Annotated in this window: 25 protein-coding genes; 9 read left to right on the top strand and 16 right to left on the bottom strand. The window is 61.6% G+C overall.

The features are described 5' to 3' along the window. Positions 1–4: 4 nt before the first annotated feature. Together FIU94_RS04315 and dxs are read left to right on the top strand one after the other, a co-directional pair. Positions 5–871: a polyprenyl synthetase family protein gene (locus FIU94_RS04315; RefSeq protein ID WP_152464603.1), complete on the top strand. Its 867-nt coding sequence runs from the start codon at positions 5–7 to the stop codon at positions 869–871. A gap of 15 nt (positions 872–886) precedes the next feature. Continuing rightward, positions 887–2,815: a 1-deoxy-D-xylulose-5-phosphate synthase gene (gene dxs / locus FIU94_RS04320; RefSeq protein ID WP_152464604.1), complete on the top strand. Its 1,929-nt coding sequence runs from the start codon at positions 887–889 to the stop codon at positions 2,813–2,815. 6 nt (positions 2,816–2,821) lie between these two features. On the opposite strand, the gene FIU94_RS04325 is transcribed toward dxs, so the two are convergent. The 8 genes from FIU94_RS04325 to FIU94_RS04360 all read right to left on the bottom strand — a co-directional run bounded on the left by FIU94_RS04325 (position 2,822) and on the right by FIU94_RS04360 (position 11,963). Next, positions 2,822–3,601 (bottom strand): ion transporter, encoded by a 780-nt coding sequence (locus FIU94_RS04325; RefSeq protein WP_152464605.1) that lies wholly within the window; start codon positions 3,599–3,601, stop codon positions 2,822–2,824. 69 nt (positions 3,602–3,670) lie between these two features. Next, the gene (locus tag FIU94_RS04330; protein ID WP_152464606.1) at positions 3,671–4,279 is read right to left on the bottom strand and encodes an exopolysaccharide biosynthesis protein; all 609 of its coding nucleotides are present in this window, start codon (positions 4,277–4,279) and stop codon (positions 3,671–3,673) included. Next, positions 4,269–5,123 (bottom strand): SDR family oxidoreductase, encoded by an 855-nt coding sequence (locus tag FIU94_RS04335; RefSeq protein ID WP_152464607.1) that lies wholly within the window; start codon positions 5,121–5,123, stop codon positions 4,269–4,271. The genes FIU94_RS04330 and FIU94_RS04335 overlap by 11 nt, the downstream gene beginning before the upstream one ends. A gap of 39 nt (positions 5,124–5,162) precedes the next feature. Next, positions 5,163–5,864: a YjbF family lipoprotein gene (locus FIU94_RS04340; protein ID WP_172975843.1), complete on the bottom strand. Its 702-nt coding sequence runs from the start codon at positions 5,862–5,864 to the stop codon at positions 5,163–5,165. After that, positions 5,861–8,059 (bottom strand): YjbH domain-containing protein, encoded by a 2,199-nt coding sequence (locus FIU94_RS04345; RefSeq protein WP_254702611.1) that lies wholly within the window; start codon positions 8,057–8,059, stop codon positions 5,861–5,863. Before FIU94_RS04345 ends, FIU94_RS04340 begins: the two co-directional genes overlap by 4 nt. A 118-nt stretch (positions 8,060–8,177) precedes the next feature. Next, positions 8,178–10,064 (bottom strand): nucleoside-diphosphate sugar epimerase/dehydratase, encoded by a 1,887-nt coding sequence (locus tag FIU94_RS04350; RefSeq protein ID WP_152464609.1) that lies wholly within the window; start codon positions 10,062–10,064, stop codon positions 8,178–8,180. Positions 10,065–10,279: 215 nt separating this feature from the next. Beyond that, positions 10,280–10,915 carry a sugar transferase gene (locus FIU94_RS04355; protein WP_152464610.1) on the bottom strand — a complete coding sequence of 212 codons (636 nt, stop codon included), beginning with the start codon at positions 10,913–10,915 and terminating at the stop codon, positions 10,280–10,282. 10 nt (positions 10,916–10,925) lie between these two features. Next, positions 10,926–11,963, bottom strand: coding sequence for an NAD(P)-dependent oxidoreductase (locus tag FIU94_RS04360; RefSeq protein ID WP_152464611.1), 1,038 nt, complete (start codon positions 11,961–11,963; stop codon positions 10,926–10,928). On the opposite strand from FIU94_RS04360, the gene FIU94_RS04365 reads away from it, so the two are divergent. Next, entirely contained in the window at positions 11,945–13,063 is a 1,119-nt protein-coding gene (locus FIU94_RS04365; protein WP_152464612.1) for a polysaccharide biosynthesis/export family protein, read from the top strand. The genes FIU94_RS04360 and FIU94_RS04365 overlap by 19 nt on opposite strands. Positions 13,064–13,068: 5 nt before the next feature. Here the strand turns inward: FIU94_RS04365 and FIU94_RS04370 are convergent, their stop codons facing one another. From FIU94_RS04370 to ade, 5 genes are all read right to left on the bottom strand, one after another. Next, entirely contained in the window at positions 13,069–14,064 is a 996-nt protein-coding gene (locus tag FIU94_RS04370; RefSeq protein WP_152464613.1) for a GlxA family transcriptional regulator, read from the bottom strand. Between the two features lie 29 nt (positions 14,065–14,093). After that, the gene (locus FIU94_RS04375; RefSeq protein WP_152464614.1) at positions 14,094–14,996 is read right to left on the bottom strand and encodes a DMT family transporter; all 903 of its coding nucleotides are present in this window, start codon (positions 14,994–14,996) and stop codon (positions 14,094–14,096) included. A 135-nt stretch (positions 14,997–15,131) separates the two neighbouring features. Beyond that, complete coding sequence (locus tag FIU94_RS04380) at positions 15,132–15,422, bottom strand: HU family DNA-binding protein (RefSeq protein WP_071969294.1); 291 nt, start codon at positions 15,420–15,422, stop codon at positions 15,132–15,134. Positions 15,423–15,550: 128 nt separating this feature from the next. Further along, on the bottom strand, positions 15,551–17,011 hold the full coding sequence (locus FIU94_RS04385) for an AMP nucleosidase (RefSeq protein WP_152464615.1): 1,461 nt from the start codon (positions 17,009–17,011) through the stop codon (positions 15,551–15,553). A 66-nt stretch (positions 17,012–17,077) separates the two neighbouring features. Continuing rightward, entirely contained in the window at positions 17,078–18,874 is a 1,797-nt protein-coding gene (gene ade / locus FIU94_RS04390; RefSeq protein WP_152464616.1) for an adenine deaminase, read from the bottom strand. A 141-nt stretch (positions 18,875–19,015) separates the two neighbouring features. Between ade and FIU94_RS04395 the strand changes: the two genes are divergently transcribed. The 4 genes from FIU94_RS04395 (at position 19,016) to FIU94_RS04410 (ending at position 22,159) form a co-directional block, all read left to right on the top strand. Further along, complete coding sequence (locus tag FIU94_RS04395) at positions 19,016–19,438, top strand: glyoxalase/bleomycin resistance/extradiol dioxygenase family protein (protein WP_152464617.1); 423 nt, start codon at positions 19,016–19,018, stop codon at positions 19,436–19,438. 111 nt (positions 19,439–19,549) lie between these two features. Then, positions 19,550–20,305, top strand: a complete 756-nt coding sequence (locus FIU94_RS04400; protein ID WP_152464618.1) for a class II aldolase and adducin N-terminal domain-containing protein — start codon at positions 19,550–19,552, stop codon at positions 20,303–20,305. Next, complete coding sequence (locus FIU94_RS04405) at positions 20,295–20,738, top strand: DUF1810 domain-containing protein (protein ID WP_152464619.1); 444 nt, start codon at positions 20,295–20,297, stop codon at positions 20,736–20,738. The genes FIU94_RS04400 and FIU94_RS04405 overlap by 11 nt, the downstream gene beginning before the upstream one ends. Before the next feature lie 158 nt (positions 20,739–20,896). Next, entirely contained in the window at positions 20,897–22,159 is a 1,263-nt protein-coding gene (locus FIU94_RS04410; protein ID WP_152464620.1) for a glycosyltransferase family 4 protein, read from the top strand. Here the strand turns inward: FIU94_RS04410 and FIU94_RS04415 are convergent. Both FIU94_RS04415 and FIU94_RS04420 read right to left on the bottom strand, forming a co-directional pair. Continuing rightward, a complete protein-coding gene (locus FIU94_RS04415; protein ID WP_152464621.1) occupies positions 22,156–22,782 on the bottom strand; it encodes a class I SAM-dependent methyltransferase in 627 nt (208 codons plus the stop codon). The two genes, FIU94_RS04410 and FIU94_RS04415, sit on opposite strands and share 4 nt — an antisense overlap. 28 nt (positions 22,783–22,810) lie before the next feature. Then, positions 22,811–23,323: a glutathione peroxidase gene (locus FIU94_RS04420; protein WP_152464622.1), complete on the bottom strand. Its 513-nt coding sequence runs from the start codon at positions 23,321–23,323 to the stop codon at positions 22,811–22,813. Between the two features lie 134 nt (positions 23,324–23,457). On the opposite strand from FIU94_RS04420, the gene msrB reads away from it, so the two are divergent. Both msrB and msrA read left to right on the top strand, forming a co-directional pair. Then, positions 23,458–23,901, top strand: coding sequence for a peptide-methionine (R)-S-oxide reductase MsrB (gene msrB, locus FIU94_RS04425; protein ID WP_152464623.1), 444 nt, complete (start codon positions 23,458–23,460; stop codon positions 23,899–23,901). Continuing rightward, positions 23,898–24,407: a peptide-methionine (S)-S-oxide reductase MsrA gene (msrA, locus tag FIU94_RS04430; protein ID WP_152464624.1), complete on the top strand. Its 510-nt coding sequence runs from the start codon at positions 23,898–23,900 to the stop codon at positions 24,405–24,407. Before msrB ends, msrA begins: the two co-directional genes overlap by 4 nt. A gap of 41 nt (positions 24,408–24,448) precedes the next feature. Here msrA and FIU94_RS04435 read toward each other — a convergent pair whose 3' ends face one another. Then, complete coding sequence (locus tag FIU94_RS04435) at positions 24,449–24,619, bottom strand: DUF1508 domain-containing protein (protein ID WP_152464625.1); 171 nt, start codon at positions 24,617–24,619, stop codon at positions 24,449–24,451. Positions 24,620–24,827: the final 208 nt, after the last annotated feature.

Here is a 24,827-nt window from a genome sequence, read left to right on the forward strand (position 1 = left end):
CCGGGTGTTTCAGCACCGGCTTTCTGAAGCGGCGGTGATCGTGGCGGCGCAATTCGACCGGGTGCTGGCCGGGCTCGACGATTTGCCCGTCACCCGGGCAATGGCGCATGCCACGAACGGCGGCAAGCGGCTGCGCGGCTTTCTGGTGCTGGAGACGGCCCGCCTGCACGGCATCGGACCCGACCGGGCGGTCTGGCCTGCCACCGGGATCGAAGCGTTGCATGCCTACAGCCTGGTGCATGACGATCTGCCGAGCATGGACAACGACGACCTGCGCCGCGGCGCACCCACCGTGCACGTGAAATGGGATGAAGCGACGGCGATCCTCGCTGGCGATGCGCTGCAGTCGCTGGCCTTCGAACTGGTGGCGCATCCGGAGGTCGGCAGTTCAGAGAGCCGGGCGGAGCTGGCCTTCACTCTTGCCCAGGCTGCCGGGGCGCGCGGCATGGTGCTGGGGCAGGCGCTGGACATCGCAGCCGAAACCGCCGAACGCCCCCTGACGCTTGAGCAGATCACGGCGCTGCAGCAGGGCAAGACCGGCGCGCTTATCACCTGGTCCGCGCTCGCCGGTCCGCGCATGGCGGCGGCGGACCCCACGCCTCTGGCGCATTATGCGCGCGCTTTGGGTCTTGCCTTTCAGATCGCGGATGACATCCTTGACGTAGAGGGCGACGCAGCGACCGTCGGAAAGGCCACGGGCAAGGACGCCGAGGCAGGCAAGGCCACTTTCGTATCCCTGATGGGCCTTGAAGGGGCCAGAAGGCGCGCCGAAGAATTGGTGCAATCTGCCTGCGACTCCCTTGACGTTTATGGCAAGGAGGCCGAAACGCTCCGCGAGGCCGCGCGTTTTGTCGTTGCGCGCCGGAACTGACAAAAGGGGGCGGACATGCCTGACCAACCCGCGACACCGCTTCTGGACCGGATCAAACGTCCGGCCGACATGCACGGGCTGACGGACAGCCAATTGATCCAGCTTGCCCGCGAACTGCGGGAAGAGACGATTTCGGCGGTATCGGTTACCGGCGGGCACCTGGGCGCGGGGCTGGGCGTCGTCGAATTGACCGTCGCGCTGCACGCGGTTTTCGACACGCCGCGGGACAAGATCATCTGGGATGTAAGCCACCAATGCTATCCGCACAAGATCCTGACCGAGCGGCGCGACCGCATCCGTACGCTGCGCCAGAAGGACGGGCTGAGCGGCTTCACCAAGCGCAGCGAATCCCCGTATGACCCTTTCGGCGCGGCGCACAGCTCGACCTCGATCAGCGCCGCGCTGGGATTTGCAGTGGCGCGTGACCTGGGCGGCAACATCGCCGAAGGGCTCGGCGATGCGATTGCGGTGATCGGCGACGGGGCGATGTCTGCCGGCATGGCCTACGAGGCGATGAACAACGCGGGCCACCTGAAGAAACGTCTGATCGTGATCCTGAACGACAACGAGATGTCGATCGCACCGCCGGTGGGCGCGATGTCGAGCTATCTCAGCCGCCTCTATGCCGAAGAACCGTTTCAGGATTTCAAGACTGCCGCCAAGGGCGCGGTCAGCCTGCTGCCCTATCCGTTCCGCGAGGGCGCCAAACGTGCCAAGGATATCCTCAAGGGCATGGCGGTCGGCGGCACGCTGTTCGAACAGCTGGGCTTTTCATATCTCGGGCCCATCGACGGGCACGATCTGAACCAGTTGCTGCCAGTATTGCGCACGGTCAAGGCGCGCGCGACTGGGCCGATCCTGATCCACGTCCTGACCAAAAAGGGCAAGGGGTACGGCCCGGCCGAAAATGCCCGCGACAAGGGCCACGGCGTGTCGAAGTTCAACGTCGTCACCGGCGAGCAGAAGAAGGCACCATCGAACGCGCCAAGCTATACGTCGGTTTTTGCCGACAGCCTGATGCAGGAGGCCGCGCAGGATGACCGCATCTGCGCGGTGACTGCCGCGATGCCGGACGGCACCGGGCTGAACCTCTTTGCCGAACGCTACCCTTCGCGCTGCTTTGACGTGGGCATTGCGGAACAGCATGGCGTCACCTTTTCCGCCGGCCTGGCTGCAGGCGGGTTAAGGCCGTTCTGCGCGATCTATTCAACCTTTCTACAGCGGGGTTACGACCAGGTCGTGCACGACGTCGCGATCCAGCGCCTGCCGGTGCGGTTTGCCATCGACCGGGCAGGATTGGTCGGAGCCGACGGCGCGACACACGCGGGGGCCTTTGACGTGGCCTTTCTGGCGAACCTGCCCGGCTTCGTGGTCATGGCCGCCGCGGACGAGGCGGAACTGAAGCACATGGTTGCCACGGCAGCCGCGCATGATAGCGGCCCCATCGCGTTCCGCTTTCCGCGCGGCGGGGGCAAGGGCGTCGAAATGCCTGAGCGGGGGACGCCGCTGGAGATCGGCAAGGGTCGAATGATCCGCGAGGGCAGTCGGGTGGCGCTGCTGTCCTTCGGCACGCGGCTGGAGGAGGTTGAAAAAGCGGCGGAGAGCCTGGCGACCAAGGGCATCACGCCCACTATTGCCGACGCTAGGTTCGCCAAGCCGCTGGACCGGGACCTGATTCTGTCACTGGCGGCGGATCACGAGGCGTTGATCTCCATCGAGGAAGGCGCAGTGGGCGGTTTCGGAAGCCATGTGGCGCAACTGCTGGCGGAGGAAGGCGTGTTTGACAAGGGATTGAAGTACCGGTCCATGGTGCTGCCCGATATCTTCATTGATCAGGCCTCTCCCGCCGACATGTATGCGGTCGCCGGCATGAACGCCGAACATATAGAGGCCAAGGTGCTGGATGTGCTGGGTGTGACCAGCTTGGGGGCGCAGCGGGCCTGAGGACGCTCAACGCCTGCCTTCTTGCTCCAACAGGCGGTCCAGCCGTTCTTCGATTGCCGCAAGCCTTTCGTTCACACTGTCACGGTAAGCGCCGGTTTCGGCGTTTTCCTCTTCGTGGTGGGCATCTTGCATGGAGTTCACGATCAGGCCGACCAGCAGGTTCACCACGGCAAAGGTAGTCACCATGATAAACGGAATGAAGAACATCCACGCCAGCGGGTAAATCTCCATCACCGGGCGGACGATGCCCATGGACCAGCTTTCCAGTGTCATGATCTGGAACAGGGAATAGCCCGATCGGCCCAGTGTGCCGAACCATTCGGGAAAGCTGGCCGCGAAGAGCTTGGTCGCGATGACCGCCCCGATATAGAAGATCAGCGCCATCAGCGAGAACACCGACGCCATGCCGGGCAGCGCGGTGATGAATCCTTCGACCACCCGCCGCAGCCTTGGCGCGACGGACACGAGGCGCAGCACCCGAAGGATACGCAACGCCCGCAGCGCGCTGAACCCCTGCGCCGCCGGAACCAGTGATATGCCCACGATCACGAAATCGAAGACGTTCCACCCGTCCCGGAAAAATCGCAGCCGGTAGACGATGAGTTTCAGCACCAGTTCCACCACGAAGATCGTCAGGCAAAGCTTGTCCAGCAAGACAATCAGCTCGCCCGCCGCAGCCATCGCCACCTGGGAGGTCTCCAGCCCCAGCAGGATGGCATTGAAGATGATGACGCCCATGATGAAGCTGCTGAAACGCGGCGTCTCGACGAAGGATCTCAAGTTCATTATTCGCGGCCTGCCCTTATGTTTGGTCCTATATGGAGGCAGGCAAAAGGACGGACAAGGGACGATGCGTCAAGGCAGCAGCGACAGGATCGTCAGCGCCGAAATGCCGATCATGACATAGCCCAGAAGGACATATACGCCGTCCCGTGTGTAAAGGCCGTAGGCCAGCAACGCCACGGTGCCGCCGCCGATGGAGGACACCATCGGCAGGACCTCCAGCGGCGGCCAGCCCAGCGGGATGATCGCGCAGGCCGCCAACGCGATCAGGCGCATGGGTCCGCGGGTAAGAAACATCAGGCGCTTGTGGGAATGGCGGTCCAGAAACCGGCAGGGCCCGCGCATCCAGCCGACAGCCTTGCGCATTTTCTCGCTCGCCACGGTGCGGCGCAGCAGAAACTGCGGCAACCACAGGCGCCGCCGCCCGGACAGGGCCTGAACCGTCATGATCACGATGATCGCGGCGGAAACCGTAGGCACGCCCGGAATACCGGACAAAGGTGACACCAGCATGACCGCGACCAGCAGGATGAAGGGCGTAATCGTGCGGTCGCCGAATTCGTTCAGTACATCTGCGACAGAAACCTCTTCGCCTTCTGCGGCTTTATCCATTCCGTCCAGAAGGTGAGTCAGTGTATGGCTTTCGTCATCCCGATCAGTGGTGTTCTCGTCAGGTATCATCTTGGAGCATTGCCGCGAGGCCGGACTTGTAATCCGGGTATTGAGGAATCCAACCCAACGACCTCTTTGCGTGATCGTTCCGAACCTTTTTGCTCTCGGCGTAGAAACTTCGTGCCATTGGCGTCATCTCGGCGGTCTCGAAATCCTCCGCCGGCGGGAGCGGCAGCCCCAGAAGGGCGGCGGCATGGCCGATCACCTCTTGCGGCGGCGCGGGGTCGTCGTCGCAAAGGTTGTAGATGGCACCGGGGTCAGGCTGTCCGATCGACAACTCCAAGGCCTGGGCAATGTCCTCTACATGGATGCGGGAAAAGACCTGTCCCGGCTTGATGATGCGCCGTGCCGTGCCACGCCGCACCTTTGCAAAGGGGCCGCGACCGGGGCCGTAAATACCTGCAAGCCGGAAAATATGCAGTGGCAGGCCCGGGATCGCCTGCCAGGCGGCTTCGGCCTCGACCCGCGCCTGCCCCCGACGGGTGGAGGGCGCCAGCGGCGTCTGCTCATCCACCCAGTCGCCCTGGTGATCACCGTAAACACCGGTGGTCGACAGATAGCCCAGCCAGCGCAGTTTCGGCGCTACTTCCGCGATGTCGGGGGCGAGGGCATTCAGCACAGGATCGCCTTCCGGCCCCGGACCGGCAGAGACCAGCACATGCCGCGCCTCGTGCAGCAACGGGCGCAGGTCGGCACCGGGCCATTGCACCGGCTCGACACCGGTGCGGGCAATGTCATCCAGCTTGTCCGCGCTGCGGGTCGTGCCGATGATGCGCCATCCCTGCGGGATCAGGCGCGCGGCAAGCGCCCGCGCCGAATAGCCGTGTCCAAAGGAGAGAAGTGTCTTTTCCATGCAATCAAAGTAACCCAATTCCTCTGCCAGAGTAGAGGTTCAGCCCTTCAGTCGCAGGAAATCCATGTACCCGAGCGTCGGCCCCGCCCATTGACGCGACTTGCGCATCTTACCGCTGCCGGTCTCTACCCAGTATTCATTTGTGAAACCGGCCTGACCATAGGAACATTCTTCTCGCATCCGGTAGGTCGCGACCCGCTGATCTACGATCTGTATGGTCTCCCGGCCCAATTGGGTCATATCGCAGGCAAATGCGGTCGTCTGCGCGGTACCATTGGTGCGGTCAACGGTGATCAGCCGCTGCCCGCCACCGCCTTGATCGTCAAACCCTGCAAAGGTTGTGACCGCCTCGGCCGAGCGGATATCGCCGCCCAATCCCTTGGTGCCGACCAGCACCCCATTGCGCAGGATCACCTGCAGGTTGTCGGAAGATTGCCAGACCTCGACCGTGCCGGGATAGCTGTCGTCCCGCCGTGCGATCAGCCGCAGGAAATCCTGCGTCTTTGTTGTGTCGGGAATCACCTGCATCACGGAACCGGGTGTCTGGTCCAGCTGCTGGCGCGTCACGTCGATCCGCAGCGGCGCACCACCTGCATCGCCAGCTCCGGAGGTCCGTTCTCTGATCGAGTCGAACAGCGCGCGCGAGGCCAACAGAGTCGTATCGCCCCCTTCGGGGTTGCTACTGCATCCCGCCAGCGCCACGACCGAGATCGCCGCCGTCAGTCTAATCGTACGCATCATTCCCAGACCCTCGACCATTCGCTTTCTATTGCCGCGCGATGGCCCGAGCGGACCTGCTCATAAAGCCGTCCCGGCACGTTCAGCCGTGCCCCCCCATCCCGTTGGACCGGTCGAATCGTCGTGCTGACCGTACGCTTGCCAGGCGTACCCAGGAACCAGCTGACCGGGATGGTCAGGTTGATGCCTTTGTCGAAGGAACCTTCTCCAAATTGCTGCGAAGATACGTCGGTCAGGGTGAAGAATCCGCCGACCCGCCAGCCGTTGGCGAACTCCCGCGACAGGGTCACCGTTCCACCGACATCACCGGCCAGATATCGCCCGACATCGATCTGCCCAAGATAGCCGCCACCGAATTCATAGTAGGCAGAGGCATGCCCGGTCGCGACGGAATAGTCCTGAAACCCAAGACCCGAATAGGCACGTTGTTTGACATAATTCGCCTCGACACCCAGCGCGAGCCGACTTGCCACCGGCTTCCAAAGCACTTCACCGGAAATACCACCAAACATCCTTTCGAGATATCCTGCCGTCACACGGGCATAGATGTCGTTGCCGGGCTTCCATTGGCGCGAGACATAGAGATTTTCAAGGCTGGTATCGCCGGCACGGGCGTAAAGGATACCGTCGGTTCGGACCCGTGGCAGCTGCGAATTGCTCAACCGGGTGCTGTCCCCGACGTTGCCGAGAAGGCGGTGCTTGACCACGCCGCCGATTTCCCAGCCCGGCGCGGGGCGTAAGGTAAAGTCCGCTTTCACCCCGGCGTCGGCGCGGACCGGATCGTCAGGGTCAAAGTAGCTGGGATCGACGTAGGGTCCGATGGACCAGGCAAAGTCCGGGTAAAGATCATCGTTGATTGCGGCGCCCGGCAGATGGGGCGTCGCTGCGCCGAAGCCGGTGACAGCCAGCAGCGCCTCCGCAGCCTGCGGATCAAACTCCAGCGCCTCCAGATCGGAGCGGCGTATGATCACTGCCGATTGCGCCAGCCCATCCTTCATCGGCACGATACGAAATGTCTCGACCGAAGCGGGAAGGACCTGCGCCATCGCCCGCGCGGCACGGCCGACGGCAACCGACATGGCGCCATAGGTGTCGTTGCGCATCCGCAGTTCCGCGCTGGCCGGCTGTACCTGAAGCGCAACCAGGGTCAGGCCGTAGTCTGCCAATACCGGTTTTAGCCGGTCACGCAAGGTCTGGGGGGCGCTTTGGCTTTGCGCCCAGGCCGTATCGTACGCCTGGGGTTGCGACGCCCGGCTCGGGCGCGGCTCTATCGGGGCGGTGGGTACGACCCTCAGGGGCGCCGGGGGCTGTTTGGGGTTGAATTGCAGCTGCGCGTTGATCCCGAATTCGGACCCGTACAGGTAGTAGGCGCCGAAACGAAGTCGGTCGGAATACTGGTATTCTGCCCCGAAGTTGAACCGGGACTTCTGGGTGAACACGTTGCGCGTGACGGTTTCGGCCTCGTAAGCATCCGAGCTGTATTCGGCCTTGAGCCCCCAACGGTCGTTGATCTGCCATTCCACCCCGGCAAAGGGCGCGGCATCGCCCCGGAACCACTGGTCAAAAGACGGGCTGCCGCCGCGGCTTTGGGCGTCGAAGGCCGGGCGCGGACCGCCGAAAGGTGCCCCGATCGAGCCGGAGCTGCCCAACCGCCCCCAACCCAGACCAGCCGTCAGCCTGAAGCTGCCCGGAATGCTGCCAATCTGATCGAAGGTCTTGGTCGCAACGACGTATTCCCCCGCATAGATGCCGGTGCCCGCGAAATCCTGCAGGCCGACAGTGATGGATGGCCAGATCCGACCCTCTTTGCGCAGCTGGTAACGCACGTCGAAACTGCGGTCGCGATAGGTTTCGAAACCGTTTGAGTTCCAGTCCTGAATGCCAACGTAGCGAAAACTGGCAGAAAGGCGCGGCGTGGCCTGGAACGTCATCGTGGTTCGGGTCATTCCGCCAAAGCTGGAAACGCCCACTGCGAATTGCCCGTCGGGCAGGGCCTGTCCAGTCGGCATGTCGATCAGGCCTGGTGAGCCGTAGAAGTTCAGGCTGGGGCGGTCCGGAACCGCAAAGATGTCGTAAGCATCATCCGCCAGCGCGGGCTGCGCCAGCATCCCGACCGTCGCAACGACCGAAAAGCAGACCCCGTTCAGCAGCGTCGCGCGCCCTGCCCTGACATTGCCCTGTACGTTTCGGTGAGACACGTTGCCGCCCTTTTACTGAGACATCCTCACCGTTTCTGCCTACGCGAGGTCGATAAATCAACCATCAGGCGCTCACCCGGAATGGCACCCACCAGATAGAGACATTACTGTGACAGATTCAGGAGGTTTTCCTTTCACGCTCATGCGCCGCGTAGCCTTCGACCCACCGCATTACGACACTACGCGCCATATCCTCGTTCGAGGCGACAAAAGCTTCCCGCAGGCGGCGTGTGGCCGATGCGACCTCAATTTCCGACAGGCCGTCCTCACGGGTCGAGAAAATCTTGGGATGCTGTGTCGGAAACCGTTCTCCGGACAGGGTCAATTCTTCGACCATCTTCTCGCCGGCGCGAAGCCCGGTAAATTCGATTTCGATGTCGCCGTCGGGATTGTTTTCATCCCGCAGCGTGTAGCCTGCGCTTTCGATAACCTGCCGCGCCAGTTGGTAAATGGACACCGGCTTGCCCATGTCCAGCACGAAGACCTCTCCGCCCTGAGCCATCGCGCCAGCCTGCAGAACCAGCCGTACCGCTTCCTGAACGGTCATAAAGTACCGCTCCACCAACTTGCTGGTCACGGTCAGCGGTCCGCCCCTGCTAAGCTGGTCCTGGAACAAGGGCACCACCGAGCCGGACGACCCCAGCACGTTGCCGAAGCGCACCATTGAAAAGATCGTTCCGCCTGCCTTTGCTGCGGACCGTCGTGCCATGTCCTGGATCACAAGTTCGGCCAGCCGCTTGGACGCACCCATGATATTGGTGGGGCGCACCGCCTTGTCGCTGGAGATGAGGATAAACCGTTCCACCCCGGCCTGTGCCGCCTGTTCGGCCAGCGTTTGGGTCCCGAAGACATTGTTGACCAACCCTGCCAGCGGGTTGGCCTCCACCAAAGGCACATGCTTGTAGGCCGCCGCGTGCAGCACGATTTGCACACCGTGATCCGCCATCACTTTACGCACCTGTCGTGCATCCGTGATCGACCCCAGCACGGGCACGATTTCTATCTCGAGATTTCCGGTTAGCTGGCGCAATTCCATATCGGCATTGTAGAGAGCCAGCTCGCTCAATTCGAACAGAACCAGTTTCTTGGGCCGCCGTTCCAGCGCCTGACGGCAAAGTTCCGCGCCGATCGAACCGCCCGCGCCAGACACGAGGACAACCTTCTGGGTATAACAAGCTGTGGTTTCAGCGATCGTGTTATCCACTTCGGCCCGGTTCAGGAACCGCTGGGCAGACAGCGGCGTCAGCTTATCGACGAGGGCTTCCTCCCCGATAAGCTGCGCAAACGACGGCAGGGTCTGAACCTCAAGCCCCATTTTTTCCAGACGCCGGGCAATCTGGGCCTGCTTGGGCAGGCTCAACGATGGTACGGCCAGAAGCACCCGGTCAATTTTCTTGTCGCGGGCGACCTCAGCGATACGCAGCGGGTTGTAGACCGGCAGATGCGCCACGTTGAGGCCCTGAATGGCAGCGTTGTCATCGACAAAGGCGACCGGTTCGATGTTTTCGTGGCCCCGCAACGCGGAAACCAGTTGTGTCCCGGTGGTGCCAGCACCATAGATCAGGACCCGGCAGCGTGAGGTTGAGCGGCGATAAATCGCAAGCACGAGTTGCAAGAGCACGGCGCGGCTGATCACGACGGACGAAAAGAAGGCCGCGCCGAAAACCAGGTGAACGCCGAGCGGCATTCCCAGACCCAGTACGTTAGACACCACAATTGAGGTGATCGTGAGAAACATCGCGAACACGCCGGTCATGCCGATGGCCGCAGTTTCGTAAGAATTGAGCTGGATCGCACAGACCCCCAGCCACATGGAAACGCCGATCCCCACCAGCAGCACATAGGGCAGCACCGGAACATAGGCGATCATATTCTCGCCCAGGCCGCCCGGCAACGCCTGTGCCACGATTGCGAACATGATGGAAAGCACGACCAGCACTGAATCCAGTGTCAGGAGAACGCCACGCTTCTGGCGTTTGGACAGCGATTTTATCAGGTTCAGCATGTAATCAGGTTACCCATACCCAAGCAGGATTGAAATGTAGCAAAAACCGGTCTTGGCAAGCTGACCCACGATTCAAACCTCTCGTCCCCCACGAAACCTTCCTTCAAGATCAAACAACTTTCGACGCCATCTGGTTACAGAATCATTAAAAGGAAAGAAACGCTGAACGATTTCCGATAGTCGGCCACCGATTGCACGAAGAAATGACGAACGCTTCATTTTTTGGCGATTTTCGGCTTATGTCGACGCCTGAATAGGTTACCGATGGTCTGAAACACCAGATCGAAATCGTAACAGGTCGACTGATTCCGCTGGTAGATGAGGTCGAGCCGGGCCTTTCGCGGCACACAGATTCGGCAATAGACCTCATCGGTTTCCGCCGCCGAGTCGCATCGCGCCAGCAGCCGTTCCTCGTGCTTGTGAAAGCGGATCGTGGCAAGACCGGTCACGCCTGGCCGCGATTTCAGGACTTCACTGTAGATCTCGGGAAACCGCTCCACGTACTCGCGCAGCGGAGGGCGCGGCCCGACAAAGCTGAGATCGCCTTTGAGAATGTTCCACAACTGCGGAAATTCATCCAGCCGCTTCGCCCGCAGCCACGCGCCGGTCGAGGTGATGCGTGACGCCTTGTTCCCGCCCGAGACACCCTGATCGCTGTCCACAACCGTCATCGTCCGCAGCTTCCACAGGTTGAACGGCTGATCCGGTCCTTTCATCCGCTCAGCCACAAAGAACAGGGGTCGGCCTTCCTTGACCAGCAACCAGATCACCAGCCAGATCAGCACAGGGCCAAGGATCACCACCAGCAAGGATGCGAAAAACAGGTCGAAAATGCGTTTGCGCCAGGTCATAGGTTGGCCTTCATCCGTCGGCATCCGCCAGGTAGGTCCGCCATTCGGCCACCAATCCTTCGGCGCTGCCTGCCTTAGGCGCGAATTCTACGCGCTTTTCAAGCTGCTTCGTGCTGAACACGACACGCGCCACAGTGGCGTCACCGGCGGCCCGGGGCGTCCAAGGCAGCCCAGCCGCATCCAGCAGCGCACCCATCTGGACAATACCGGGTGCGGCCACATTCAGGATCTCTGGCAGATCGTCCGCCAGACAAAGCTGATAAACGACCTCAGCCAAGGTTTTTGGGCCGATATAGCTGCGCGCGGGTGTCGATCCATCCGGCAGGGTATCTATTTCCATCCCTTCACGCCAACCGCCCAGGATGGCATCGGCCCCGGCCACATTGCCGATCCGCAAAACGGTCACCGCCTGCCTGCGGTCCCTGGCTAGAGCGACGGCAGCCAATTCCATTTCCAGCTTGGCTTGACCGTAGGCGGAAACCGGATGGCAGGCCATATCTTCTTTCAGCGGCCCCTCCGCCTCTCCATAGACAGCGGCGGAGGACGCAAGCAAAACGCGCGGCACCCCTACGGCCGCAGCCGCTCTCACCGCAGCCAGCGCCAGGTCGGCATTGAGCGAAAGAGCATCGCCGGTCGAGGCGGCATGTGCCGGTGTGACCCCCGACAGGCACACAACAGCCCGGCGCCCCCGCATCGCGCTCTCCAGCATCTTCCTATCTGTCAGTGGATCAAACCCGACGACCCCTGGACTGCCGGCCCGGCTGTGGCAATGCAATCCGATATCCGACGGCCAGCATGCCCGGATCATCCGGCCCAGCCGACCAGACGAACCAAGAAGCAATACTCCGCTGTTTCCCATCATGCCGCCTGAAATCGTTGACCCGCTTGCAACAGCCAGTATCTTGCTCGAAACAGATTTCCAATCGAGACCATTTTTTATGCCGCCCCGCTTTTCAAGAGCAACGTCATTGCGTATTGGGACAGAGAACCCCCTGCCAGGGGATCCGACAAAGTGAGCAAAGTAAACACATGCGCCTGACAGTAACACGGTGTTTCGGCATCCTCCTCGTCACGGCACTGTCCGCCTGTTCCCAGCTTCCGCGCGGTGCCGCGGTCCAGAACGAGATCACCCGCAACGCCGACGCTCCGACATCTGACATTGCGGTGTATCCCGTGACCCGCGCGTTCCTGCCCAGTGTCCAGCAATGGCCCAGCGTGGGCGAAAAGCGACATGGCTGGATCGGCAACACGCGCGGGTCCATTGCCCAGATCATCCGCCCCGGCGACGAACTGGCGATTCTGGTCTGGGACAGTGGTGAAAACTCTCTGCTGACGGCGCAGGAACAACGTGTCGCGACCCTTCCGGACATCCGTGTTTCCGAAACCGGATCCATCTTTGTGCCGTATGTGGGCAAGGTACAGGTCGCCGGACGCACACCGGAGAGCGCCCGCCTGCTGATCCAGCGCCAGATGGAAGCGATCGTCCCTTCTGCGCAAGTCCAGCTGGCCATGGCCGAGGGCCGCGGCAATTCCATTGATCTTGTCGGCGGGGTGCGAAACCCCGGCAATATCCTGATGCCCGACCAGAATTTCACCGTCCTCGCCGCGATCTCCGCTGGAGGCGGGGTCGGTGGCGACATGGAGAATCCGCAGGTCAAACTGGTGCGCGGCAGCAATATCTACTCGACTTCGGTCAGCCGTCTGTATGAGAACCCGCATCTGGACACACGGCTTCAGGGCGGGGACAAAGTGATTATCGAGGAAGACAGGCGATACTTCCTGTCGCTGGGCGCGGCCGGCAGCGAGGCGCAGCATGCTTTCAACCGCGACCAGATTTCGGCCCTTGATGCGCTCGCCATCATCGGCGGCGTGAACGACTCCCGTGCCAACCCACAGGGCATCCTCGTGCTGCGCGAATATCCGGCCTCAGCGATCAGCGCGGGCGTCCGCGGGCCCCGAAAGCAGCGGGTCGTCTTCACAATCGACCTGACGACGTCCGACGGCTTGTTCTCGGCCAGAAATTTCATGATCCAATCCGGTGACCTGGTCCTGGCGACGGAATCGAACCTGACCGATACACGCACCGTCCTCGGCCTCGTCGGCTCTGTATTCGGGGTGGTTGGCTCCGCGGGCAACCTGTCCGACTGACGCGTTCACGCGGTCCCGGAAGGCTGCCAGAACTCTTTGCCGTCCTGAGATTGTGCAGCCGGCGAAAGGCCGAAGGTTGCGCGATAGCTTTTGGAGAAATGCGACAGCGATCGAAAGCCGCAGGCGACACTGACTTCGGTCACGCTCAGCCCGGTCTGACGCAGCAGGTTCCGCGCCTTTTCCAGCCGCAATTGCATATAGTACCGCCTGGGCGAAGTCTTTAGATAACGGGCGAACAACCTTTCGAGCTGCCGGTTCGACAGTTGGACAAGGCCGGCAATCTCGTCAGGGCGCAACGGATCCTCCAGGTGCGCCTCCATCAATTGCATCGCCATCAGCAGCTTGGGGTTGCGAACGTCGGTCCGCGGTTGCAACGACCGGCGCTGGACGTGGGTATCCGGCCGCGGTACGGAATAGACCATCTGATCCGCGACCCAGGCCGCCAGGTCGTCACCGTAATCCGCCTGCATCCGGTGCAGCATCATGTCCATGGAAGCCGCGCCGCCTGCACAGGTAAAGACACGGCCATCCACCGCGAACAGCGTATCCTGCATGATCACGTCGGGCAGCAGCTCCGTCAGGGCCGTTTTGTACTCCCAATGGGTTGTGACGCGCCTGCCTCCGATCAGCCCTGCGAGCGCCAGCGTGTAGGTCCCCGACGACAACGCGCCGAAATCCATTCCCTTGCGGGTCTGGCGGCGCAGCCAGTCCAATACCGCGCGCGAACTGCCGGCGCCTGCATTCTCACCCGCGCAGACGATCAGCGTTTCGCGCCGGTCCAGATCGACCAGCCCCGCATCCACCCCGATTTGCACACCATTGTAGGCGGCGACGGCCTCTCCGCTCTCGGACAGAAGCCGCCAGGCATAGAACCTGCGCCCGGAAGGATGGCGATTGGCCAGTGACAGGCAGTCCAGCGCGCAGACGAAACCGAGTGTCGAAAACCCAGGCAGCAGCAGAAAGGCGTAGGATCGGGGCAAAGCGTCATGATCATCTGTCATGGAGCCAATCTGCGCCATCGGCCGCCCTGTTACGCGCCGGTTTTCGCGCCGCCAGCAGCGTTTTCCGACATTTTCTGCCGCGAAATCTGTACCGCCAGGATACCTACGGCAACGATCACCACGCCGACGATGTCACGGGCGCCCAACGGCTCGGACAACAACAGCGCCGCGACCGCCACTCCGACAAACGGATTGAGAAAATGGAAGGTGGCGGCGCGCGTGGCACCCAGCCGGTTGACCAGCCAGAACCAGATCATCGTCGCGGCAAGCCCCGGCACGAAGCAGGTGTAGGTAAAGGCAAAGAACAGCGGCCAGCTGGGGTCCAGGCGCGGCGTTTCGAACAGCAGCGCCGCCAGCGCAAGGGCGACACAGCCCGCCAGCATCTGCAGGCCCACGATCATCAGGAAGTTTCCGCCAGAGGTCGCGCCACGCACCAGCAGCGTCGCTGCGGTCAGCGCCATGACCCCCAGGCCGCACAGCAGGACTCCGGTCAGGTCCACACCGCCGCTCAGCCGGGCGCTCATGATGATGAATACGCCGACCACGCCGGCCAGCAACCCTGCCACCCCAAGCGGTCGCAGCCCTTCGCCCAGAAAGGCCCAGGCGGCAAAGCCGACCAGCAAAGGCATGGTCGAAGCGATGATCGCGGCCAGTGACGCTTCGACAGTCTGCATGGCAACGAAGTTCAGGCCAAGGTATGTCGCATTCTGCAAGATACCGAAAATGATCGTCGCCCGCCATTGCGCGGTGGTCAGCCGCCAACTTTGACCAAGCGCCAGCGCGATCCCGACGCCCAGCAGGCCCGAAATCAGGTAGCGCACCGAAAGGGTCCAGAGCGGCGATGCATATTCGACGATGATCCGGGCCGACGTGAAGGCCGAGGACCACATGACGACAAAGACCAAACCGGCCAGAATTGCGCGAATATCCATGTTCTGACCCGGCTCCTTCTGCCGCTGAACATCTATCGGATCGGCGGCGCCCACAAGCCCCGCAGACCGACATTTCGACAAAGAGAAAGGCCGCCCCGAAAGGCGGCCTTGAATAAATTGAAAGCCCGTTGAGCTTTAGCCGTTCACGCTGTCCTTGAGCGCCTTCGCGATGGTCATCTTCACCACTTTGTCAGCGTCCTTCTTGAACTGCTCGCCGGTCGCGGGGTTGCGGACCATGCGCTCGGGGCGCTCACGGCAGTAGATCTTGCCGACTCCCGGCAGGGTCACGGCACCGCCTGCGGACACTTCCTTGGTGATCAGGTCGCAGACAGCTTCCAGCGCCGCGCTGGCCGATTTCTTGTCAGAACCCATCTCTTCCGCAAGGGCAGCGACGAGCTGAGTCTTTGTCATTGGTTTGGTTGCCATGTTCTTATCTCCTTAGACTGCCCGTATCTGGGGCCTGTGCGCAGAATGTAACGGTATGTTGTGGCACAACACAACGCGTTGTAGTCCGATTTTCCTTATTTTCTTCGGTTTTTCGCGGATTTTTGCCCTCAGAGAAAGGCTGTTTCATCGAACGACCGCAATTTCCGGCTGTGAATACGCTCCAGCGGCGTGCTGCGCAGCCGTTCCATGGCGCGAATTCCGATCATGAGATGGCGCGAAACCTGCGTCTTGTAGAAGTCTGACGCCATGCCGGGCAGCTTCAACTCGCCGTGCAGCGGCTTGTCCGAGACACACAGAAGCGTGCCATAGGGTACTCTGAAACGGTAGCCGTTCGCGGCAATCGTCGCACTTTCCATGTCCAGCGCGATGGACCGCGACTGGCTGAGCCGCTGCACCGGGCCGGATTGGTCGCGCAACTCCCAGTTGCGGTTGTCGATGGTGGCGACAGTGCCGGTCCGCATGATCCGCTTCAACTCATAACCTTCCAGCTGCGTCACCTCGGCCACAGCCTTTTCCAGCGCGATCTGGATTTCCGCCAGCGCCGGGATCGGCACCCAGATCGGCAGGTCATCGTCCAGCACGTGATCCTCGCGCAGGTAGGCATGCGCCAGCACAAAATCGCCCAGCGCCTGCGTGTTGCGCAGCCCGGCGCAATGACCGACCATCAGCCACGCGTGGGGCCGCAGCACCGCGATGTGATCCGTTGCCGTCTTGGCGTTGGACGGACCGACACCGATGTTCACCAGTGTGATCCCCGACCCGTCCGCCCGCTTGAGGTGGTAGGTTGGCATCTGCGGCGTCTTTATCGTGTCCGGGATTGGCGTGTCGCCATCCGTGATCTCGACGTTTCCTGTGCTGACAAAGGAGGTATAGCCGCTGTCCGGATCGTTCAGCTGCGCACGGGCAAAGGCTTCAAACTCGGTCACGTAGAACTGGTAGTTCGTGAACATCACATGAAACTGAAAATGCTCGGCGTCCGTCGCGGTGTAATGCGCCAGCCGCGCCAGCGAATAATCCACCCGCTGCGCGGTAAAGGGCGCCAGCGGGCGGACCCCGTCGGTAGCCGTGTAGGTGCCGTTCACGATGTCGTCGTTGGTGGTGCTCAGATCGGGCACGTCAAAGACGTCGCGGAGGATGAAGTTTCCCGCCCCCTCCTGCGGCAGGTTCACCGCCGTTTCCGACGTCACCGCGAAATGGATCGGAATCGGCGTGTCGGATGTTCCGATCATGACCGGCTGATCGTGGTTTTCGATCAGCAGGCCGATCTGCTGTATCAGGTAGTTGCGGAACAGGTCGGGCCGCGTGATCGTCGCCGAGAACGTCCCCGGCGAGGAAACATGCCCAAAGGACAGGCGGCTGTCCACATGTGCGTGGCTCGACGTGGTAAAGCGGACTTCGGGATAGTACGCACGAATGCGCGTGCCGTCCTCGGCCGCGGTCTCCACGGACTCGAAACGATCACGCAGAAAGCGCGTGGCCTGGTCGTAAAGCTCCGTCAGCCGGTCGACGGCGGCGGTGGCATCTGTAAACGTCTCAGCCTTGGGCACGTCCGGTGTGCTAAGTTTCATATCGGTTCCTTCTTTTGTTTTTGGGGCGGTCCTGCCCACGGTTTTGCGTGTGATACGGGGCCTTTGTTACGGCACGATCACATCGGTGAATTCGAATGTGCGCACATCCACCAGACCCAGGTCGGAGATCCGCAACTCGGGGATCACCACCAGCGCAAGGAGTGAATGCTGCATATAGGCGTTGTTCAGGGTGCAGCCGCAATCGCGCATGGCCTGCATCATTGCCTGGGTCGCCGCGGCGACATCTGCTGCGGGGCTGTCGGACATCAGACCGGCGATGGGCAGGTCGATGCGCGCCAGTTCCTCTCCGTCGCGAAAGATCACGATGCCGCCGCCCACGCCGCGCAACCGGTTCGCCGCCAGTGCCATCTGGTCGGCATCGGTGCCGACAACGATCATATGATGGCTGTCATGCGCCACGGTTGAGGCCATCGCCATCCGTCCTTTGTAGCCGAAGCCTGAGACAAAGGCATTGACCACGCCGCCCGTCGCGCGATGTCGTTCGACCAGCGCGATCTGACAGACCTCGCCGGTGGCCTGAACCCGGCCTTCCGTCACCGGCAGTTCAAATTGCAGCGCCTTGGTCGGCGCCTGGTTTTCCACAACACCGATCACGTTGGCGGTCACACCGTTGGCACCCTCGGGGGCGGCTATGGTGAAATCATCGGCCTTCAGGTCGCGCGCCATCCTGACCGTCTGACGCGCCCGCGCGGGCCAGTCGTAGTGCGGGCAGTCCACCAGACAGACGCCGTCTTCGGCCACGACCTGCCCCCGGGCAATCACTGTTTCGATCGGCAGCGCCTTCAGGTCCGACGTGAGGATCACATCCGCCCGGCGCCCCGGTGTGATCGACCCGATCTCGCGCTCAAGCCCGAAATGGGTTGCGGTGTTGATCGTCGCCATCTGCAGCGCCACCAGCGGGTCGCAGCCGCAGTCGATGGCATGGCGCACCACCCGGTTCATATGTCCATCGTTGACCAGCGTGCCAGAGTGGCAATCATCGGTGCACAGGATCATGTTGCGCGAATCCAGCCCCTTTTCAGTGACGGCGGTGATCTGGCTTTCCACATCGTACCACGCGCTGCCCAGCCGGATCATCGACCGCATCCCCTGACGCATCCGCGCCACCGCGTCCGCCTCGCAGGTCCCTTCGTGATCGTCCGCAGGACCGCCCGCGACATAGGCGGCGAAGGCGGGACCAAGATCGGGCGAGGCATAGTGCCCGCCGACCGTCTTGCCCGCCCGCTGGGTCGCGGCGATCTCGGCCAGCATCTGCGGGTCGGCGTTCGACACGCCGGGAAAGTTCATCATCTCGCCCAGCCCGATGATACCCGGCCAGGCCATCGCCTCTCCAACATCCTCGGCGCTGATCTCAAAGCCCGTGGTTTCCATTCCCGGTGCCGAGGGCGCGCAGGACGGCATCTGTGTGAAAATGTTCACCGGCTGCATCAGCGCCTCGTCGTGCATCATTCGCACCCCATCGAGTCCAAGGACATTCGCGATCTCATGCGGGTCGGTGAACATCGACGTGGTGCCATGCGGGATCACCGCGCGAGCGAACTCCGCAGGGGTCAGCATCCCGGATTCGATATGCATATGGGCGTCGCACAGGCCGGGGATCATATAGCGGCCTTCGGCTTCGATGATCCGCGTCTCCGCGCCTCGGCAATGCCCCGCATCCGGCCCGACAAAAGCAATCCGTCCGGCGACGATAGCGATGTCATGATCCGGCAGGGCTTCGCGTGTATGGACGTTGACCCAGATGCCGCCGCGGATGATCGTATCGGCGGGGGCGCGACCGGCAGCGACATTGACCAGCTGCGCGGCGCTGTCGGGCCATGAGGGAAAAGTATCTTGCGTCATGGCGTAATGGATCAAGAATCGCGGGCGCGTGCAAGGGGCGACACCGGGATTCTTGAACTCCGGGCCGACAGCCGCCCACAGCGCGATGGACGAAGGAACCATCCGTTTCTAATCTGCGTGCGGTGGAACAGCGGGGGCGCCATGAACTACGACGACACAACACCCGAGGCTTTCGGCGGGTCACTTAGGGGAATCGGACTGAACCTGCTGGTGCGCGACGTGGCACGGCAGATCGCCTTTCTGGAAACCGTGTTCGGGATGAAAGCCTTTCAGCCCACTGCGGACTTCGCGATCATGACATACGGTGATCAGGTCTTCCAACTGCACAGCGACGGCACCTACCACAGCAATCCGTTGCTGGGTCTGCTGCCTGAAACGCCGCCGCGCGGCGCGGGGATCGAGATCAGGCTGTATGACACGGACCCCGACGCCGCCTGCCGACAGGCGGAGACAGAGGGCGCAACGGTGCTGCAAGGCCCCACCGACAAACCCCACGGCCTGCGCGAAGCCTACCTGATGTGCGAGAACGGTTATGCCTGGGTGCCAAGTCGCCCCCTGATCTGACCACATGGTCCGCCCTAATTTGAGGCGCGCAACACAATCGACCTGACCATTCGGGCCGGACCCTTGGAAATTCTGTGTCATCGTCTAGTGTCGGCCCAAAGGAGCCGCATCATGACCATCACCCGCATGAAACCCAACATGGACCACTGGCCCGAACGCGTGGACCTGGCCGCCGCCTTTCGCTGGACGGCCCGGCTGAACATGCACGAGGGGGTCGCAAACCACTTTTCGCTCGCCGTGAACGATGCAGGCACGCAGTTCCTGATGAACCCGAACCAGGTGCATTTCTCGCGGATCAGGGCCAGCGACCTGCTGTTGATCGACGCCAACGACACCGAGACACTCAGCGGGCCCAATGCGCCTGACCCGACAGCATGGGGCCTTCACGGCGGCGTTCACCGCGCCTGCCCGCACGCGCGGTGCGTGATGCATGTCCATTCCATCCATGCGACCGTGCTGGCGTGTCTCCAGGACAGCCGCCTGCCGCCCATCGACCAGAACTGCTGTACCTTCTACAACCGCATCGTGATTGACGAAGACTACGGCGGTCTCGCTTTCGAGGACGAGGGCGACCGCTGCGCCGCGCTGCTGACCGACCCGAAACAGAAGGTCATGATCATGGGCTCGCACGGTGTCATGGTCATCGGTGACACAGTGGCCGAGACGTTCAATCGCCTTTATTACTTCGAGCGTGCGGCGGAGACGTATATCAAAGCCCTCCAGACCGGCATGCCGCTGCGTCGCATCCCGGACGATGTGGCAGAGAAAACGGCGCGGGAACTGGAAAACTACCCTGAACAGGACGCGCGCCACCTGGCCGAGCTCAAAGCCATTCTCGACGATGAAGAGTCCGATTATGCCGCCTGAGCCGGACGACTGGGAAGAAGACGAGGACGAATTCGACCATTTCACCGATGCGCAGGATGCGATCTGGGACTCGGTGATCGAAGAACTGCAGCAGGGCAGGAAGGCATCGCATTGGATGTGGTTCGTCTTTCCCGTGCTCGAAGGGGTCGGAGACTCACCCACCGCATTGTTCTTTGCCCTGCGGGACATGGAAGAAACGCGCGAATACCTGGCCCATCCGATCCTGGGGCCGCGTCTGTCGCGCTGCATGGATCTGATCGCGCAACATGACGACAAGTCGGCGGCAGCCATCCTCGGCAATACAGATGCCTACAAGCTGCACAATTGCGCCACGCTGTTCGCGCGCGCGGCAGAAGAGCCAACTCCGTTCCAGCGGGTCCTCGACGTGTTCTTCGAGGGCAAGCCAGCCCCGCGCACGCTCGAACTGCTTTGACGGGGCGTCGGGATCGGGAATCGCTGATTGCGCATTCTTGAAATCCAATCAGGACCGCGCCTGAGCCGGAGGCAGGGGCAAAATCGACGAGTGCCTGCGTTGCCAAGTCCGCCCCGCTTTGGTTATCTGCCGCAAATCCGCGCTGACAGGGCCAGCACATGAACATTCTTTTTGTCCATCAGAACATGCCGGGCCAGTACCGCGAATTGGTCCAGTGGCTCGCCGCGACAAAACAACATCGCATTTACTTTCTGACACAACGGAAAAACCCGCCGAACCTGCCCGGCGTGGAAACGCGCAAGTATCAGACTCACCGCACACCGGCAAAAGACGCCTATGGTCTTTCCCGCGTTTGGGAAGAAGCGACAGGTGCGGGTTTCGGTGCAGCGGTTGCCGCCAAACGTCTGGAAGTGCAGGAGAGCTTTCGGCCTGACATCGTTGTCGGCCATGTCGGCTGGGGCGAGTTGACGTTCTTCAAGCAGATATGGGCCGATGTGCCGATTATCGGTTTTTTCGAATACTACTACAACATCACCGGCGGCTCTGTCGGCTTCGATCCCGAAGAACCTGTGTCGGACCATGCGCCATTCCTCATGCAGGCGCGCAATGCCGTGCCGTTGGCCAATATCGAAACCGTCGACATGGGCCATTGCCCCACCTATTGGCAGCGGGACCGTTTCCCGCACAGCTTTCATGACCGGATGTACGTCTGCCACGACGGTATCCGCACCGACATACTGCAGCCCAATCCGCATGTAAGCCTCGAACTGGGGCGGCTGAACCGTCAACTGACCCGCGAAGATGAAATTCTGACCTATGTTTCGCGCAACCTGGAACGGACCCGCGGCTTTCACATCTTCATGCGGGCGCTGCCACGCATCCTGCGCGAACGCCCTGAAGCGCGGGTGCTGATCGTCGGTGGCAACGACGTGTCTTACGGCGGCAAAAGCAAGTACCCTGGCGGCCTGCGCGCCGAGATGGAAGACGAGGTCGGCGAAGCGGTCGATTGGGACCGCGTGCATTTCCTGGGCAATATCCCCTATCCGCAATATCAGAAGCTTGTCCAGATCAGCCGCTGTCACATCTACCTCACCATGCCTTTCGTGCTGTCATGGTCGCTGTTGGAATCCATGTCCATGGGCGCGACCATCGTCGCCTCCGACGTAGAACCGGTACGCGAAGCGATCACTCATGGCGAAACCGGTCTGTTGGTGGACTTTTTCGACGCCGATGCGCTCGCGGCGCAGGCGATAGAGGTGCTGGCAAAGCCCCAGGATTTTGCCCATCTCGGCAGGGCCGCACGGGCCCATGTGGTGAAGGAATACGATTTCCTGACCAGATGCCTGCCCGAACATATCGCCCAGATCAACAAGCTGGTCCCGGCAGACAAGCGGATAGAGATGCCGGGACTGAACACCTAGCGTTTGCGAAAGATCGCGATCTGCGCCCTGTCGTCGCGGTGCGGCGCCGCGGCCTTGCTGCCATATATGTTGACTTCCCGGTGCTCCAGCTCTGCGACCATCGGCGCCAGCGCCCGGAACTTCGCGGCAAACCCGCGCGCCTCGAAATGTTCCGCGTTGATGGTCAGCACGAAAAGGGCGCCGGGACGGGCAATGCGGATCACTTCGTCCAGCGCATCGGGCCCCACGTGACCGTGGGTGAAGGTGCCCGCGCTGACCACGGCGTCATAGGTTGCATCGGCGATGTCCAGCGGTTTGGTCAAATCGGCCGCGATCGTCTGTCTGTAGTGCCCCTTGGCCGCTGCCGTCTCAAGCATCTGCGGAGAGATATCCAGCGCGTCGATATCAAAGGTTCCGCGCATCAGCATGTGGTCCGCGACCAACCCCGTGCCCGCGCCCAGATCCAGCACCGGACCGGCCCCCTGATAGATCTCTGCCAGCACCAGCGCCACCAGCCGGGGCAACTGGTAATCCATGTCGGCGGCGAAACCGCTGTCGTAGCTTGCCGCCCAATCCGCGTAGAGCTTGCGGTTATCATCGGGCGTCTGCAGCGCATAGGCTTTGTCGAGGTCGGGATCGGTCATGAATGCTCCTTTTGCCGCAAGCTTATCGTCACCGCAGCAATGGCTCAATCGCCCCGACGATAGCGGTCGAGCCCGGCTTGACCGGCGCGCCCCAAGTGCCGACGACCCGACCGTCCGGGCCGATCAGCACCTTGTTGAAATTCCAGCGCGGCTCGAACCCGGTCTCGACCTTCACCGCCCGGTAGAATGGATGCGCCTTGCTGCCCCTGACATGGGTAATGTCGGTCATCGGCAGGTCGAGACCAAATGACACCTCGCAGAATTCCTTGACCTCGGCCGCGCTGCCCAGTTCCTGGTTGAAATCGTCCGACGGCACTGCCAGCACCACCAGCCCGCGCGCCTTAAAGCGATCGTACAGCGCCTGTAGCCCCTCGTACTGGCCGGTATAGCCGCATTGCGAGGCCGTGTTCACGACGAGCACAGGTTGCCCGGCCCATTGACTGAACCGGTGCTCGCCCCCGTCGATGTTGGAAAACACCACCTCGCGCGGGGCGGCCTGCGCCATTGTCACACTCAGTACCAATGCCATAATCCAGCGCATCCCACGCCTCCTGCTGCTGATCCGTTCCACCAGACACGTTGTGGCATCACATTGAGTTGCATGGGGCATGCAGGCCCTTTCATTCCAGCGTGAAAACACCATCTTATACGACAAGAGTTTCACGGAGGGATTGCATGCCAACCTATACCAAAGACCCCGACGCCATTGCGGCACTTAGCCCGGAAGAATTCTATGTCACGCAGGAAAGCGGTACCGAACGCCCCGGAACCGGCAAGCTTCTGAGCAACAAGGAGCCGGGCATCTACGTCGATATCGTATCGGGTGAGCCGCTGTTCGCCAGCGCCGACAAATATGAGAGCGGCTGCGGCTGGCCCAGCTTTACCAAACCCATCGACAACGTGACCGAACACCGCGACGCCTCGCTTGGCATGGTCCGGACCGAGGTGCGGTCGAAACATGGCGACAGCCACCTGGGCCACGTGTTTCCCGATGGCCCGCCCGACCGGGGCGGATTGCGATACTGCATCAACTCGGCCTCCCTGCGGTTCGTGCACCGCGACGACATGGAGGCCGAAGGATACGGCGACTACATAGATCAGGTGGAGGACGTAGCATGAGCACTGAACGCGCAGTACTGGCTGGTGGATGTTTCTGGGGTATGCAGGATCTGATCCGAAAACGCCCCGGCGTGGTATCGACCCGCGTGGGGTATACCGGGGGCGACGTGCCCAATGCCACCTACGGCAATCACGGCACCCACGCCGAGGGGATCGAGATCATCTTCGACCCGGAAAAGACCTCGTACCGTGAACTGCTGGAATTCTTCTTTCAGATCCACGACCCCACCACGCTCAATCGGCAAGGCAACGACCGTGGGATGAGCTATCGCTCGGCGATCTACTATGTCGATGAAGCGCAGAAGAACACCGCACTGGACACGATCGCGGATGTGGAGGCATCCGGCCTGTGGCCCGGCAAGGTTGTGACGGAGGTGGAGGCGGTTGGCGACTTCTGGGACGCGGAGCCCGAGCATCAGGATTATCTGGAGCGCGTGCCCAACGGCTATACCTGCCACTTCCCACGTGCCGACTGGGTCCTGCCCAAGCGTGCAGCCGCGGAATAGAAATATGGGGCCAGAAGCAAATGTTCTGACCCCATAGCATCTTATTCGTAGATAGGAGTGCTACCACTCGTGCCGCGAACAAGGTTGATACCAGAAATGGCATCAGATTTGTTGTGATACGATTCTGCAGAATCCGCTACAATATGATGGTTTGCAGCTTTCAAATTCCAGCGCCATTGCGCGAAGGCGTCTTTGTAGAGCGTAAAGTACATTTTCTGTACTCCTACATTGACCGACTACATCGGCCTGATTACGCCCCGCCGCGCTTTGCTATTGACCAACTTCCAGAACCTTGCGATTCTTAGACGTGTTTAGCGACACGGTCCGTTGCTTTGCAACGGCAAGGCACCCAAGGGAATCCTTGGGTGCCTTCATTTTATCCACAGGTCATATTCGAGTCGACTCATTTCCTATGGGTAA

Origin of the sequence: Sulfitobacter sp. THAF37, from assembly GCF_009363555.1 — a bacterium.
Classification (GTDB): domain Bacteria; phylum Pseudomonadota; class Alphaproteobacteria; order Rhodobacterales; family Rhodobacteraceae; genus Sulfitobacter.